This window comes from Methylomonas koyamae (genome assembly GCF_001644025.1).
In the GTDB taxonomy this organism is placed as follows: Bacteria; Pseudomonadota; Gammaproteobacteria; order Methylococcales; family Methylomonadaceae; genus Methylomonas; species Methylomonas koyamae_A.
Window position 1 is genome coordinate 13779 of sequence record NZ_LUUK01000033.1, and the last position, 15663, is coordinate 29441.

The window sequence follows — 15663 nt, forward strand, 5'->3', positions numbered from 1 at the left end:
CCCATTGGAGTATCTAAGATGAGTAAACACTGGAAAAAACTGCCCTGGATCATTGCCGGGATCCTGGTGCTGATAGGCCTGCTGAATCCGCCGTTGCTGCCTTGGATATTGTTGATCCTGGTCTCGGCCGCCTACTGGTTTTTGCCGCGCCGAGGCTTGATCGGCCCGGTAACCCTGCCGGCCGACGACGCGTTTTTGCCCAGCCAGCAAGTCCAGTGGTGGTATTGGACCGGTCATTTGTTCACCGACGACGGCCGCCGCTTCGGTTTCGAAGTGGTATTTTTCAGCTTCGACGCCTTCGTCATCATGCGCGACCAACTGGTGCAGGCGGCCATTACCGATGTCAACGGCCAGCGTTTCGAATTCGAAGAGTTTCTGCGCCTGCATCTGCCCAAACGGGTCAAGGACGGCTTCGATCTCAGCTCCGGCGCCGGCAACCAAGTCACCGCGGTCGGCGGCGACGGCCACGACCGCCTGCACGCGCAAATCGGCAATTACACCTTGGACTTGAAACTGGATTCGACCCAGCAGCCCGCGCTGCATTACGGCGGCGATGCCCATCCCTACCGGTTCGGCGGTTACACCTACTACTACTCGCGACCGAAAATGGCGACCACCGGCACCTTGACGATAGACGGCCAAACCTTCCAGGTCACCGGTAACAGTTGGTTCGACCGCCAATACGGCGAACTGTTTCAAGCGATTCGCCAAGGTTGGCAGTGGTTTGCGATCGAACTGGAAGACAACCGGCAGATCATGTTGTTCGATTTCAAGGGTAACGACTCCTCGGTCGAAAAATCCGGTTCGATCACAGACGCCAACGGCCTGACCACGACGTTGGCCGCCCACGAATTCGAAGTCACCGTCACCGGCGAGTGGACCAGCCCCAATACGGGCTGCACTTACCCGTCCGGCTGGGAAATCGTGGTTAAGGGCGAAAAATTCACGGTCGAACCCTTGGTCAAAGACCAGGAACTGCGCGCCAACCACGATCTGTGGATAGGCCCGGTCTATTGGGAAGGCGCGTGCGGCGTCGGCGGCGCGGTAGCGGGCCAAGCCTACGTAGAACTGAACGGCTATTGCAAATGCCTGGCCGCCAAATTACCCTAGGAAATTCGACAAGAATGGATTTGGTGCCTAGACTACACGCCGACATTCCACATTACTAATCGTTATCACCGCCGCTTGGCCGCGACGGCGCCCGGCCGACACCGGGTCCGGCGCGAGCTGGCGGACTGCGGCTTACGCCGCGTTAGACCTTACGGAACCCGCGGCCCAAACCACTCCCCAATGAAGGATCAAGGACTTAGAACCGCGACTTACCGCGCCGGCCGGCCACGCCCGTGCCGCATTTTCGCCACCGGACCTTCCGCACGCCTCGCCGGCTGCGGCCGGCGTTGCTGGACCGGCCTGAGGACCGGCCTAATCGCGCTGACATTGCTGACATTTCCGGTCGTGCCGACACCGAAGGCCGAAGGCCTATCCGAAGCCCAAATCAAGGCCGCGTATCTCTACAACTTCGCCAAGTTCATCGAATGGCCCGCCGACACCGTGGCGGCCGACGCGACGTTAACGCTGTGCGTGGTCGGCAACAACGTGTTGGAAGGGGCCTTGCAGGCCCTGGACGGACGTAAAGCCGGCGAGCACGATCTGCGCATCGAGGTCCGCGGCTTCGCCGATTTCAATCCGACCGGCTGCCACCTGCTGTTCGTCGGCGCCACCGAACAACCGCGCTTTTTGGTGACGCTGAAAGCCGTCGGCCGCGCCCCGGTATTAACCCTATCCGACATCGCCGATTTCGCCGAAAAAGGCGGCGGCATCGCCCTATTGTTCCGCGACAACAAAGTGGTATTCGAAGTGAATTTGGAATCGATCCGAAACGCCGGTCTGCGCCTGCCGGGCCAGTTGTTGAACATCGCCACTTACGTTTACGGGAGATAAACCGATGCGTGTGTTACCCGACTTCGCGAACTGGTCGCTGCGACGCAAACTGGTCACTATCATCATGTTGAGCTGCGCGGCCTGCCTGCTGGTCAGCCTGTCGGTGATGGCGGTCAGCTCGGCGGTCAGCCGATACCGAAGCGCGTTGCAGCAAGTCTCCGGCCTGGCCGACGTGCTGGCGGAAAACGGCCAGGCCGCGCTGGTTTTTTCGGACCGGACCGAAGCCAAGCGCCTGTTGGCCTCTCTCAAGGATCACACCGAAATACTGTCGGCCTGGATGATCGCCGCCGACGGCACGGTGCTGGCCAACTGGAATCCGCGCGGCGAAATCACCGCGCCACCCGCCGACTACGGCGTCCCGACACAGGAAATGCGTACCAACTTCTGGGAGAGACGCGCCGACCTGTATATTCCCGTCGTGCGCAAAAACGAACAGATCGGCTACCTGCTGCTGCAAGCCGATTTCACCCAGCAATGGAACGAACAACTGACCGATTTGGGCAAGGGTTTGGCCGGTGCCGCCCTGGCCTTGACTGTGGTGTCGCTGTTGGCGCTTCGCCTGCAACGGGTGATTTCCCGGCCGATCGAAGAGCTGGCGACCACGGCCCGATTGATCGCCCACGAAAAAAACTACAGCTTGCGCGTGCCGCGACACGGTCGCGACGACATCGGCGAGTTGGTATTGGCTTTCAACAGCATGCTGGAAGAAATCCAGTTACGCGACAAAACGCTGACCGACCATCGCGACCGCCTGGAAGAAGAAGTCGCCCAACGCACCGCCGAATTACTGCTGGCCAAGGATCAGGCGGAAGCCGCTTCGCGCTCCAAGGGACTATTCCTCGCCAATATGAGCCACGAGATCCGCACGCCGATGAACGCGATCATCGGCCTCTCCGATTTGGCCTTGAACAGCAATCCATCGACCAAACTGCGCGACTACCTGCACAAAATCCATACTTCGTCGCTGGCCCTACTCTCGATCACCAACGACATCCTCGATTATTCGAAAATCGAGGCCGGCCGGATGGAACTGGTCGTCGAACCCTTTAATATCGAGGAAGTACTGGAAAACGTCCTGAATCTGTTCATCGTCCGCGCCGAGGAAAAAGAACTGGAAGTGGTACTGGAACTCGACCCCGCCACGCCGCCTTACCTGAACGGCGACGCGCTACGGCTCGGCCAAGTGTTAAACAATCTGGTCGGCAACGCGGTCAAGTTCACTCAACGCGGCGAAATACACATCAAGGTCACACTGGTCAGCGCCGAACCCGGCCGGGTCATGTTGAATTTCGCGGTACGCGATACCGGCATCGGCATGACCGAAGATCAGGCCGCCAACCTATTTCAAGCCTTCACCCAGGCCGACGGCTCGATTACCCGCCGTTTCGGCGGTACCGGTCTGGGCCTGACCATCAGCAAACGCCTGGTCGAAATGATGGGCGGCGATCTGTCGGTACACAGCGAAATCGGCCGCGGCAGCCAATTCGAATTCTCGCTGTGCTTCGACTATCCGCGGGAACCCGGCGCCGCAGTGTTGTCCGGCAACCTGCACAGCATGCGGGTGTTGATCGTCGACGACCTAGACATTTCCCGGCAGATGCTCAGAGAGATTCTGCAAGCCTGGGGTTTCGAGGCCGCCGAAGCCGCCAGCGGCGACGAGGCCTTGTTGTGCCTGCGCAAAGCCAACGACAGCGGCCGCGACTTCGAACTGGTGTTGCTGGACTGGAAAATGCCGGGACTGGACGGCGTTCAAGTCACCCGCGCGATCAAGGACATGGTGAAGCGTTCCGAAATCCGCCACGCGCCGGTGGTCATCATGGTTACCGCCTTCAGCCGCGAAAGCCTGTTGAACGCGGCTGGCGACGCGATACCCGACGACATTCTGGTCAAACCGGTCATGCCTTCAATGTTGTTGGATGCCGTCACCCGCCTGCAAGGCGGCAAAGTCTTTCCGACCGCCGAGCAAGCCCGGCCGCAATTGGCGACGCTGGCCGCGCCGATCCGCGGCGCCAAGCTCCTGTTGGTCGAAGACAACGAAATCAACCAGATCGTGACCTGCGAATATTTGCAAAACGCCGGCCTGGAAGTCGACGTCGCCAACAACGGCCGCGAAGGCGTTGCCGCGCTGAGCAACAAGCGCTACGACGCGGTACTAATGGATTTGCAGATGCCGGAGATGAGCGGCATCGAAGCCACCCGGCTGATTCGCCAAAACCCGGCTTACGCCGACCTACCGATCATCGCGATGACGGCCGCGGTCCAGGAGCGCGAGCGCAACGAGTGCTACGCGGCCGGCATGAACGATCACGTCGGCAAGCCGGTGCTGCCGCAGACGCTGATCGCCGCGCTATTGCGCAATATCAAGCCATCGGCGGCGTCGGCGCAGCCCGATGCAAAGTCGCCGGACAACTGGCCGGACGACAACCTGGCCGCCGAGTTGCCTGGTTTCGACCCGGAATACCTACACTTGGCCATCGGTAGCGACGCCAAACTGCGCCGCTTGCTGGAGCACTTCGCATCGGCATTCGCCGGTGCGGCCGGCCAGTTCGATCCGCTGTGGCTCGATGACGCGACCGCCGCCGCGAATTGGTTACACCATTTGAAGGGCGCGGCCGGCGCGGTCGGCGCGATCGAATTGAGCCGCGCCGCCGGTCGGCTGGAATCCGATTTACAACAGGAAGTCAAGAACGCCACCGCCAAAGCGGAGTTCGAGCAAACCTTGGCCGCCACCTTACAAACCATTGCCGACTATCTCACCGACGAAAGCGATGCAATGAACGCGAACGGCGATTACCCTACCGCCGCCACCCTGGCCGCCCGCTTGCGGGCTTTGTTGGAGGGCAGCGATTACGTGCCGCGCGATTTGATCGAACACCTGCGCTACACGGTGCCGAGCGCCGACGGCCGCAGGCTATTGAAGCAAATCGAGAAACAAATCGAACTGATAGACTACCGGCAAGCGCTCGCCGCGCTGACCGACCTAGAAACCCTGGTCCAGCGCCATTTGACCGGAGAACATCGATGAACGCCGATACGCCCAAACCGCTAATTCTGATCGTCGACGACACCCCCACCAACATCCAGGTGCTGGCCGAAAACCTGATCGGCGATTATCGGATCAAGGTGGCGGCCAGCGGCGCGGCGGCGTTGGAAGCCGTCGCCAGCCAGGGACCGCCGGACTTGATTTTGCTGGATGTCATGATGCCGGACATGGACGGCTACGAAGTCTGCCGCCATCTGAAAGCCAATCCGCAAACCAGCCGAATTCCGGTGATCTTCGTCACGGCCTTGAACGGCGCGAACGACGAGGAACGCGGCCTGAACCTGGGGGCGCTGGATTACATCACCAAACCGTTTTATCTGCCGGTCGTCAAGGCTAGAATCCGCAACCACATCCGGTTGAAACAAGCCACCGACCTGCTGGAAACGATGGCCTGGATCGACGGCCTGACCGGCATACCCAATCGGCGCCGCTTCGATCAAGCCTTGGAAAGCGAATGGAAACGCGCCCAACGCAACCAGACCCCATTGGCCGCCGTGTTGGTGGATGTGGACTTTTTCAAGGCTTATAACGATCATCACGGCCACGGCGCCGGCGATTTGTGTCTGAAGCGGGTCGCCGGCGAACTGGCCGACGCCACCGGCCGCTCCGCCGATCTGGTCGCTCGCTACGGCGGCGAGGAATTCGTCGCGCTACTGCCGGAAACCGACGCCGACGGTGCTCGCGCCCTGGCCGAGCATTTTCGTCAGCGTATCGAAGCCCTGCATATCCCCCACGCGCAATCGGAAACCTCGCCCTGGATTACGATCAGCGCCGGCAGCGCCGCATTAATACCGCACACCGAGCAAGCCCCGTCCGAACTGTTGGACGAAGCCGACCGCAGGCTCTACCAAGCCAAGGCCGCCGGCCGCAATCGGGCCGAGGGCGGCCCAGCGGCCTGAGTGCGATCAAGCGGCCGCAGCCCCACGCCGAGCCAATCCGCCCAACCAGGCTAGACCGACCAAGCACAGCCCGCCGGCCGCCGGCAACGGCACCGAACCGACGTAGTAATCGCGGTTGTGGTATGAATAGCCATATTGGCCGTTATAGGTTGTGTTTTCTACGTACAACTCCCGCTGCATATCGTCGGCGGCAAATTGCAGCACCCAGTTCGCGCCGTCCCACGCATAATTAACACCAACCAGATGCAAGGCTTGGTAAGTTCCGCATCCCTCGGATATGCAAACCAGAAGCGGCTCGTCGGCCACCAGATCGCCAGCTTCGACGCTACCTTCCGAATTCAGCGCCACGCTGCGATAAGCCCCGCCGGCCGCCAATGCCTGATCGTTCAACTGAAAATTCAGCACATCCGGATAGGTCGTGTCGCCAAGATGCATCAACACGGACTTGTCCACGGGCGTCACGTGCTCAAAGTACAACGCCGCGTTCCCGCCGCCCGCGCCGTAACGCGAAGCCAGCTTCAGCCAAACCGTCCCGGCCAATGGCGTGCTTTCGTTGATTTGCGCCTGGGCCGCGGCTTCTTGAAGATTCAACACCGGATAATCCGAAATATCGACCGCGGCGGACGGCGCGATCAGCGAATAGCGCAGCAAGTAACCGTCGAACGTCCCGGCCTGATAGCGAAACGCGGCGATCCCGGCCAAATCGAAATCGCTTTGGTCGGCGACGCTGCAATCGGCCTCATCCAGGCAGTCCTGGATAGCCGACGGCAACGACTGGAGGTCGCCGAGCGTGGCCGCTTGCAGCGGCGCGTGCAGCCAGCAAAATCCGGCGACAATTGATAATTTCTTAAGCATGTTCCACTCCTGTTGATGTCCTTGTTCGAATCGGTATGCCCACCGATGGATGCGGCGCCCGCCGATCATTCTAGCAGGCCAGACCAGTGTAGAGTCATTCCGGGCATTCCGCCAGCGCCCCGCGAACATCCGGTTCCATCAAGAATCGGCCACGATGAAAAACCGGGCAGGGAGGGAGTTTGGCCGGGATTATCGGCGTTCCGGCGCGGGACATCCGCGCCATGTCCGACGCCGTCCATGACAAGGGCTTAGCCGCGATAGGTGGACGCGTGATTAAAGAAGTCGAAGCAGGTTTTCAAGCCGTTAACCGCCGCCGGCGATAGCGATTCCGGGAACTTGACGCCGTAATGATGTTCGTCGTCGACGACTTTATACCAGACGATCCGGCAGTCCAATTCCAGCGGCGCCTGGTGCGCGTACTGATCGATGTTGTCGTACGGAATACGCAACTGAACGGCGATGGTTTCGTTCTCCCCGCACGGCAGCGGCAGCGGTAAACGCAGACAAGCACCACTCATGCTGAAATCGGCGGTTACCCCGTCCAGACTTCTATTCTTCGCATCGATATGCGCCAGTAGATAATGGCTGGTGCGAGGAAACCGGCGGTGTTCATTGGGGATGGGCGTCGTTTTCCTGTTGGCATCGAAACTGAAATGCTCCAGCATGGCCCGCAATTTTTCGGTGACCACATACAGGTCGTCGCTGACGGTCCGGGTGATATGTACTTTGGATTCGTTTTGACCCAAGGCTTCGAACAAAGCCTCGACACGGGTCTGCAACCGGGACACGTTGTCCAGTTGATTGCGTGTGACGTCGGATATTTGTTGCGCGGTCGACGCGTTTTCCTCGATCTGGCCGACAATCCGGTGTATCACCACGCTGGTCGACTCGGCTTTTTCCATGCCTTGTTGAGTGGCCTGAATGATCGACGTCATCGCTTGAGTGTTTTCTTCGATGATCTGGGTCAGTTCGGCGATAATGCCGGCGATTTCGGCGGTCGCGCCGGACGCGTTTTGGGCCAACTTCCGCACTTCGTCGGCGACGACGGCGAAACCGCGGCCGTACTCTCCGGCCCTGGCCGCTTCGATCGCGGCGTTGAGCGCCAACAGATTGGTTTGCTCGGTGATGTTGCGGATGGTCGTGGTAATGTCCTGAATTTGCCGATTAGCCTGACGCAACGCATTGGTTTTGGCCTCGGCGCTTTCCACTTCGCTGACGACCCGCCGCATCTCGTCGAGATTTTCGCTGACCGCCAATAGCCCTTGTTGCGCGGTGTCTTGGGTTTCCAAGGTGCGCTGGCGAATGGTAAGCGTAAAGCGCTCCACTTCCTCGGTGGAAGAGCGCAACGCATCGGTCGCCTGCCTTACTTCGGTGGAACGGGCCTGCTCGGAACGATTGGCGTTGGAAATATCGCCGGAGATGTTGGAAATCTGATAGGACGATTGGCCTATCTGCTTACTGGCCATGCTGATTTCCCGCATGTGACTGGCCAGGGAGGCGCCCATCATCTTCATGACCGCCAACAAACTCGCGCTATCGTGTCGCGCGGTTCGCACCTCGATATCCAAATGGCCGCCGGCAATCGTCCGGGCAATGTCCGTCGCGTAGCTGGGTTCGCCGCCCAGCACCGCGAACAGTCTGCGCATCAGCCAATAATTGGCCAGTACGATCAGCAACAAGGCCAGTCCGGCCACCGTCGCGCTGACGGCGAACATGCGGCTTTGCATGTCCCGTTGCCGTACCGATGCGGCATTGACGCTTTGTTGCAAGCGCTCAGCCAACTGGTCCAGACTCGTGGCCAAACTGGCCGAAGCGGCATCGAAGCCGTCGTTCGGCGCTTTCATGATCAGATTGCCGGCTTCGCGGCCATCGCGAAAATAGGCATTGGCCATCCGTTCGCCGGTGGCATACAGATTTTCGACCGAGCGATCGGCATCGGCGATCGCCGCGCGCAACTCCGGCAGCATCGTCGATAACTCGGCAAGTTCGGCATGCGCGGCGGATTTTTCTTCCCGCGCTACGCCGTAATCGTCTTCACCGACCACCGACGCATCGGTCAGGAATTGTTGTATTTGCACGACGTGGTAACGCACGTCCTTGAACGCCAACGACGCACGCATCAAGCGCTGGTTGTCGGTTTCGGCGCTTTGCAGTCCCTCGTGGGTGATCCAGACCACGGCATTCCCAACGATTAGAATCAACGCGACGCCGGCGGTCATCGCCACCAGCAATTTGCGCAACGAAAAAGCTTCGGTCCCGGAATGGCCGTTCCCAGTCATAGTGCAGAGCCCAATTAAAATGCGTCGAGAATATCAGCGAACAAGTGTAGTCCGAGAAAGCCGAGTCGCTAAAGCGACTTGCCGACGCACTAAGGGCTTAGTCCGCCGAACCGGACTAAGCCTAGCCGAACGCTGTTAACGCGGCAGCGGTTTAACGATACCGAGCCTTTCCATTCGCGAGCGCAGTGTCGTGGACGGCACGCCGAGAATTTTGGCGGCGCCCTGATTGCCGGCGATCCGCCACGAGGTAGCGTCCAGCGCGCGCAGAATATGAGCCCGCTCGGCGTCGTCCAGCGTCGCGATCGGCGCGTTGGCCTGCACCGCACCGCCGCTAGCGTGCACGCATTCGACGTTGGCCAGTTGCGAACCGTTGGTCAGGATGACCGCACGCTCGATGATGTGTTGCAATTCGCGGATATTGCCGGGCCAAACGTAGCTTTGCATATCCGACATCAAGCGCTCCGGAATCGCGGTGATTTTCTTGCCGAACTTGGCCGCGTATTTGTTGATGAAATGCTTGACCAACGGCGGTATGTCTTCCTTGCGTTCGCGCAGCGGCGGCAAATGCACCGGAAACACGTTCATCCGGTAATACAAGTCGGCTCGGAATTTCCCTTCTTGGGAAAACTGGGCCAGATCGCGGTGGGTCGCGGCAATCACCCGCACGTCGCACTTCAAGGTTTGAGTGCCGCCGACCCGCTCGAATTCGCCCTCCTGCAACACGCGCAGCAGTTTGGCCTGAATTTCCAGCGGCAATTCGCCGATCTCGTCCAAAAACAAGGTACCGCCGTTGGCCAGTTCGAAACGCCCCAATTTCCGGTTGATCGCGCCGGTAAACGCGCCTTTCTCATGGCCGAACAATTCGCTTTCGGCCAAATTTTCCGGGATCGTCGCGCAATTCAGTTTGACCAGCGTCTTGGATTTGCGACCGCTCAGATTATGAATGGCGCGGGCGATCAACTCCTTGCCGGTACCGGTTTCGCCGGTTATCAACACCGTCGCGTCGGTGGCGGCCACTTGCTTGACCAACGCCATCGCTTGGCGCAAGCCGACCGAATTGCCGATCAACTCCTCGCCGTCACGACTGGCCAGCACTTCTTCCTGCAAGTACAGATTAATGCCGCGCAAGGTGTTGCATTCGGCTTCGGCCTCCTCGCGGGCCTTGCGCTCGTTAATGTCGCGCAGAATCAGGATATACAACTGCTGGCCGGCGGCTTCCACCCGCGATATCGTCGCTTCGATCGGGAAATTGCCGCCATCCGCCCTGACCGCCGCCATCCCTTCGGAAAGCCAGATGGCCTGCTTGTCCGGTACGCCGTTACGAAAATTGGTGAGGGTTTTGTTCAGTTCCGGCGCTAAAAACCGGTCGACCGAGCGGCCTATCGTATCGCCGGCCTGACAGCGAAACATTTGTTCGGCGGCGGCGTTGAACAGCGTGATTCGGCCCGCCTGGTCCAGCGTCAGAATCGCATCCATCGCATTTTCGAAGATGCGCGACAAGCGCTCTTCCTTTTCCTGCAACTCCAATTTCAGCTTTTGCAGCGTCAGATGGGTCCGCACCCTCGCCAGCACTTCTTCGTGCTGAAACGGTTTGGTGATGTAATCGACCGCGCCGACGTGAAAGCCCTTGACCTTGTCGGCGGTATCGGCCAGCGCGGTCATGAACAGCACCGGAATGTCTCGGGTCGCCGGAATCGCCTTCAAGTTTTCGCAGGTGGTGAAGCCGTCGATGCCTGGCATCAACACATCCAACAGAATCAAATCGGGGCGCTTGGCCACTGCCTGATCGACCGCCGCGTCGCCGGTTTCGGCGCTCAACACTTGGTAGCCGGCGTCCTCCAGCAATGCCGCCAATTCCACCAGATTGATCGGATTGTCGTCCACCAACAGCACGCAAGTGGCGGCCGCTAGATCGTTGTTCATGTCAATCCCCCCTGCGCCCACCGTTTACCCGCCGGGCCGGCGGCTCGCCGAGGAATCGCTCGGCGCGTTTCGATGAACGTATCTTCAAACGTAAGCCTCATTGCGGATTTTCGCTCAAGTATTCCCGAATGGCGGGCTCCAAACGCGCGCCGGCCTGTTGCAGCAACGCGAATTGGGCGGCCGCGTCGGCAAACTCCGCCGCCTGACCCTGGAGTTCCAGTTGCTGAGCGATCTTACCGAAACCGAACGCACCGATGCTGTTGGCCGAGCTTTTCAAGGTATGCGCCGACATCCGCAACTTGGCGGCATCCTGGCTGTGAATCGCGCTTTCGACGTCGGCCAACAATTGCACCGATTGTTCCTGGAACATCGTCATCATTTTGCCCAGCAAGTTCTGGCGACCGCTGACGCGCTGCAGCGCTTCCCGCCATTCCAGGGCCGGTTCGGCCATCGGCTCGGCCACGGCGACCTCGCCCTCTTGATCGGTTTGCGCCAAATCCCAACGCTCGACCGTCGCCAGCAATTCCTGCTCCTGCACCGGCTTGGAAATATAGTCGTCCATGCCGGCGGCCAGACAACGCTCGCGGTCGCCCTTCAACGCGTGGGCGGTCATCGCCACGATGCGCAAATGCCGGCCGCTGTCGCGTTCGCCTTCACGAATCGCCGCCGTAGCCTGAAAACCGTCCATGACCGGCATTTGCACGTCCATCAACACCAAATCGAAGGGCTTGCCGGTCGCCAGGATGTCCAGCACTTCACGGCCGTTGTTGGCGACTTCCAACTTATGACCGCGCTCTTCCAGCAGCACCACCGCCATGTACTGATTGACCGGATTGTCCTCGGCCAGCAGGATGCGCAGCGGCCGGGGCGGCTGCGCCAATGCCGGCGGCGCGCTATCGGCGAAACGGGCTTCGGTTTGACTGAGCGCGGACTGGATCGCGTTCCACAGCTCGGAATGCTTGACCGGCTTGCGCACGTATAAATTGACGCCCAAGTCGCGGCAGCGCTCGAAATCGTCCGGCCGGTCCGCCGACGACAGCATCATGATCGTGACCGGATCGAAGCGATGATCCTCGCGGATGCGTTGGGCCACGGTAAAACCGTCCATCATCGGCATCATCGCGTCCAGCAGTACCATCGCGTAGCGTTGACCGCTATCGGTGGCCCGCGAGCAGCGGAGCGCATCGATCGCCGCCTGGCCGTTATCGACGGTAGTCGGCAGCATGCCCCAATGGCTCAGGGTTTCCGAGAACACCCGCAAATTGATCAGGTTGTCATCGACAATCAGCACCGGCAAGCCCTTAACGTCGATTTCCGGCACTTGGACGTCGTCAGCCGCCCGAACGTGGCGCTCGAATACCGCCGTGAAAAAGAAGGTACTGCCGCGATCCAGTTCGCTTTCCAGAGCCAGATGGCCGCCCATCAATTCCACCAGCCGCGACGAAATCGACAGCCCCAAGCCGGTGCCGCCGAATTTGCGGGTCGAGGACGCGTCGATTTGGGCGAAGGCCTCGAAAATCAGGCGCTGCTTGTCGGCCGGAATGCCAATGCCGGTATCCTGCACCGCGAAGTGCAGACAAACCCGCTCGGCGTCGTGGTGTTCGGGCTTGACCTGAACCACGATTTGGCCGTGCTGGGTAAATTTGATCGCGTTGCCGACCAAATTAATGATGACCTGGTTCAAGCGGCCGGTGTCGCCGATCAAATCGTCGGGCACTTCCGGATCGATGCGCAGCATCAACTCCAGGCCTTTTTCGTGGGCATGGCCGGCCAGCAACTTCAAGGTATCGCCCAGACTTTCGCGCAAGCGGAACGGCGCGTGGTCCAGCTCCAGTTTGCGGGCGTCGATTTTGGAAAAGTCCAGAATGTCGTTGACGATGCGCAGCAAGGCATCGGCGGAACTATTGGCCATCGCCAGAAACTCGCGCTGGCGGGGCGTCAAGTCGGTCCGCAGCGCCAAGCCTATCATGCCGATGATGCCGTTCATCGGCGTGCGGATTTCGTGGCTCATATTGGCCAGAAACTCGGTCTTGGCGCCGGCGGCTTGCAAGGCCGCGTCGCGGGCCGACAACAGCGCCTGGCGCATTTTTTCCAGATGTTCGGCCAAGGCCGCGACTTCGGTGATCCGGGTGCCGGTGCTGAAACTGCCGGTATGATTGCCTTCGGCGATTTGCTCGGCTTCGTCGCGCAACCGCTCCAGCGGCAGCACCAGCTTGCGGCCGAACAAACCGACCACCAGCAAGGTCAAGCCCATGTAAGCCGCGACAAAATAACCGCTGCGCTGGTAAATCGTGTAAATCTCGCGACGAATCTGACTTTCGTCGAAACCCAGCCGCAAGGTCGCCGATTGGCCGCTGTCGGCGCTGACCGGCACCGCGACGAAGTAAATTCCGTCGCCGTGTTCGCCGAAGAAAAAATCCTCCTGAAACGCCTGCCGCGCGTTCAAAGCCACGTCGGCATGGACCTGCCCCTGTTCGGTGGCGATTTCGGCATAGGCCAGCCGGCCGTTCAGCAAAAATTCGCCCAGCAAGCCCTGCAATTCGCCGATGTCGCCGCGCGACAATCGCGGCGACACCAGATTGCCGAACATCAATGCGTCGGAGCGCACCTGGTTGACGAATTGGGCTTCCATGCTGGGCTTGATGACCCGATAAATACCGAACAACAAAATCGGCACCAGCAATAAATGAATGCCGACCACCGCGACGATCATTCGACCGTTAAAACTATTAAAAAAGCGGCCTACTCGAGAGATCCTTGCCATAGTACGTTAACGGATTTGATGCGTTGGTTTGCCTTCACCTGATCTTCCCACAAATAAGTCACGGTGCCGGGGTGTTGTTGCAAAGCCTCGACCAGATGCTGGTAATCGTCGTAGCGCTCCGGCCGTTTGCCGCCCAGGCGGAACACCACCGAGATGGTTTGGTTTTCGTAGGCGGTCGCCGACATGAACGCGACTTTTTGCAGAAAGACTTGATAAATCAAAGGATCGCTGGCGTTCACCAATGGCACCGGATGCTCGCCGTCTTTCTCCAACGGCACCCCTAGAAATAATTTACGCGCTTCCTGAACCGTCAGAGACGGCATCGCCGAATCGACGCTGGTCGCCAATACCAGGGACTGCCGGCTGATCGCGCCGGACCGCGCCGCGCCGAACAGCAGCGCCGCTGCCAAACTCGACCAAAATAAAGCGCGCCGGAGTCTCATGGGAATACCGCGCTCCACTGAAACATCACCTGGCCGTAACGGTCGTCGCGGATATGATCCTGCGAAGCTTCCACCTTCAGCGCCATATTGCTGTTGACCCGGTAGCGCAAGCCGCCCAGCAGCCTGTCCCGCACGTAGCGCGGAAACAGCGCCAAATAAGGATCGTTTTGACCGCCGCGCGTGCCTTCGATCCGGCCGATCAAGGTCCAATCGTCGGCGAACGCCCATTCGGCTTGCGCGTAGGCGTTAAAGAAACTGCCGCCGTTACGCAAGCCGGCGTCGTGCTCCAGGCGGCTGTTGGCGTAGACCACTTCGCTCAACAGATGCACGCTGTCCTGTTGCCAGTTGGCATAAGCGCCGGCCACGAATTGCTTCACTTCGCGCACGTCGTTGAGGTCCGACGGAATCTCGGTATAGGCACCGGAAATGCCGAACTCGTTGACGCCGAAACTGACCGGCTGATACCCCAAGCGGAAAGTGGCGCCCGGCCGATGCGAACCGCCCGGCTCGATCACGTTGAAGGCCGACAAACCGCGCTTCAGATACGGCCCGGCGCCGGCGCCGACCGAGTAATACAGGCCGGCTTCGTCGAATTGATGCACGCCTTCCCAGAACAAACCGGTCAAATGATTGGGGATCACGCCGCCCTGAGTTTCGAAGGCCATGATGCCGGGCCGGCTGGCGGTGTTCTGCAGAAAAGCGCCGTGATGGTACTGCATGTTCCAATAGCCGATCGGGTTGTGAAAGCGGCCCAGCCACAAACTGGACTCGCCTAAGTGCAAACCGAACTGAATCCGCTCCAGGTTGTGAGTCTTGGTCGACACCAGCCACTCGCCGAGAAAGCGGAATTGCTGGTAATCGGCGGTGTAAAAGAAGTTCATCTCCGGGATCACTTCGCTGTTGGCCGGTTTCTTTTTCGGGCCTTGGTCGTAGCGGTCGATCACCGTCACGGCCGGGAATAACAGCATCTCGCCCCGGAAATCGCTGGAATCCGGAATCGCCAATTGTTCGGCATGACTGTGCCCGGCGGCTCGGGCTGTCTGAGGAAACCCGCTCGGGCCGGCCAACAACAGTAGTCCGGTGTAACACCAGGCTAGGCGGATTCGAGTGATGAACGATCGGTTTCGCATGCGTTTTTGTTATTAGGCGGGTAATCCGGCATTCCATTGCTGGCGTTCTGTACGGCACCTGATTTTAAAGTCAATAGAATTTAGCACAATTCGCTAACAACTCGACGATATTTCGTAGCTCGCCGAGCCAATATCCTAACGAGCACGCTCTCTTTTCGTCCCGAAAAGTCAACCTCAAGGCTGAGGGAATAGTTTTAGCAGCGATAGCCGGCGTTGCGAAATCGAAGTATCGGTACCAGGTCCACCGACTTTCAGCGTAAAGTGTGGCGATGGATTTCGCCGAATCGCATTGGCTGAGCGGAGCTGCGTTGACTGAGCCGAACCGCGTTGGCTGAGCGGAGCCGCGTTGACTGAGCCGAACCGCGTTGGCTGAGCCGAATCGCATT

The 15663-nt window shown here is 59.7% G+C and carries 10 protein-coding genes; 4 read left to right on the forward strand and 6 right to left on the reverse strand.

The window, feature by feature from the left end:
- Positions 1-18 precede the first annotated feature (18 nt).
- The 4 genes from A1355_RS03190 (at position 19) to A1355_RS03205 (ending at position 5883) form a co-directional block, all read left to right on the forward strand.
- Positions 19-1110, forward strand: coding sequence for a lipocalin family protein (locus tag A1355_RS03190; RefSeq protein ID WP_064024917.1), 1092 nt, complete (start codon positions 19-21; stop codon positions 1108-1110).
- 180 nt (positions 1111-1290) lie between these two features.
- Positions 1291-1941 carry a YfiR family protein gene (locus tag A1355_RS03195; RefSeq protein ID WP_082885330.1) on the forward strand — a complete coding sequence of 217 codons (651 nt, stop codon included), beginning with the start codon at positions 1291-1293 and terminating at the stop codon, positions 1939-1941.
- A 4-nt stretch (positions 1942-1945) separates the two neighbouring features.
- Entirely contained in the window at positions 1946-4966 is a 3021-nt protein-coding gene (locus tag A1355_RS03200) for a hybrid sensor histidine kinase/response regulator (RefSeq protein WP_064024919.1), read from the forward strand.
- On the forward strand, positions 4963-5883 hold the full coding sequence (locus A1355_RS03205) for a diguanylate cyclase domain-containing protein (protein WP_064024921.1): 921 nt from the start codon (positions 4963-4965) through the stop codon (positions 5881-5883). The genes A1355_RS03200 and A1355_RS03205 overlap by 4 nt, the downstream gene beginning before the upstream one ends.
- Positions 5884-5889: 6 nt before the next feature.
- Here the strand turns inward: A1355_RS03205 and A1355_RS03210 are convergent, their stop codons facing one another.
- The 6 genes from A1355_RS03210 to A1355_RS03235 all read right to left on the reverse strand — a co-directional run bounded on the left by A1355_RS03210 (position 5890) and on the right by A1355_RS03235 (position 15277).
- The gene (locus A1355_RS03210; RefSeq protein ID WP_064024923.1) at positions 5890-6738 is read right to left on the reverse strand and encodes a hypothetical protein; all 849 of its coding nucleotides are present in this window, start codon (positions 6736-6738) and stop codon (positions 5890-5892) included.
- A gap of 248 nt (positions 6739-6986) precedes the next feature.
- Entirely contained in the window at positions 6987-9017 is a 2031-nt protein-coding gene (locus A1355_RS03215; protein WP_064024925.1) for a methyl-accepting chemotaxis protein, read from the reverse strand.
- A 135-nt stretch (positions 9018-9152) separates the two neighbouring features.
- The gene (locus A1355_RS03220) at positions 9153-10940 is read right to left on the reverse strand and encodes a sigma-54-dependent Fis family transcriptional regulator (RefSeq protein ID WP_064024927.1); all 1788 of its coding nucleotides are present in this window, start codon (positions 10938-10940) and stop codon (positions 9153-9155) included.
- 97 nt (positions 10941-11037) lie between these two features.
- On the reverse strand, positions 11038-13704 hold the full coding sequence (locus A1355_RS03225) for a hybrid sensor histidine kinase/response regulator (RefSeq protein WP_082885331.1): 2667 nt from the start codon (positions 13702-13704) through the stop codon (positions 11038-11040).
- Positions 13683-14147, reverse strand: coding sequence for a hypothetical protein (locus A1355_RS03230; RefSeq protein WP_064024931.1), 465 nt, complete (start codon positions 14145-14147; stop codon positions 13683-13685). The genes A1355_RS03225 and A1355_RS03230 overlap by 22 nt, the downstream gene beginning before the upstream one ends.
- Positions 14144-15277 carry a hypothetical protein gene (locus A1355_RS03235; protein WP_064024933.1) on the reverse strand — a complete coding sequence of 378 codons (1134 nt, stop codon included), beginning with the start codon at positions 15275-15277 and terminating at the stop codon, positions 14144-14146. The genes A1355_RS03230 and A1355_RS03235 overlap by 4 nt, the downstream gene beginning before the upstream one ends.
- Between the last annotated feature and the right edge of the window lie 386 nt (positions 15278-15663).

Bases quoted from the DNA above. Each gene is read 5' to 3' on its own strand.
- A1355_RS03190 (WP_064024917.1), top strand. From the start codon at position 19: ATGAGTAAACACTGGAAAAAACTGCCCTGGATCATTGCCGGGATCCTG.
- A1355_RS03195 (WP_082885330.1), top strand. From the start codon at position 1,291: ATGAAGGATCAAGGACTTAGAACCGCGACTTACCGCGCCGGCCGGCCA.
- A1355_RS03200 (WP_064024919.1), top strand. From the start codon at position 1,946: ATGCGTGTGTTACCCGACTTCGCGAACTGGTCGCTGCGACGCAAACTG.
- A1355_RS03205 (WP_064024921.1), top strand. From the start codon at position 4,963: ATGAACGCCGATACGCCCAAACCGCTAATTCTGATCGTCGACGACACC.
- A1355_RS03210 (WP_064024923.1), bottom strand. From the start codon at position 6,738: ATGCTTAAGAAATTATCAATTGTCGCCGGATTTTGCTGGCTGCACGCG.
- A1355_RS03215 (WP_064024925.1), bottom strand. From the start codon at position 9,017: ATGACTGGGAACGGCCATTCCGGGACCGAAGCTTTTTCGTTGCGCAAA.
- A1355_RS03220 (WP_064024927.1), bottom strand. From the start codon at position 10,940: ATGAACAACGATCTAGCGGCCGCCACTTGCGTGCTGTTGGTGGACGAC.
- A1355_RS03225 (WP_082885331.1), bottom strand. From the start codon at position 13,704: ATGGCAAGGATCTCTCGAGTAGGCCGCTTTTTTAATAGTTTTAACGGT.
- A1355_RS03230 (WP_064024931.1), bottom strand. From the start codon at position 14,147: ATGAGACTCCGGCGCGCTTTATTTTGGTCGAGTTTGGCAGCGGCGCTG.
- A1355_RS03235 (WP_064024933.1), bottom strand. From the start codon at position 15,277: ATGCGAAACCGATCGTTCATCACTCGAATCCGCCTAGCCTGGTGTTAC.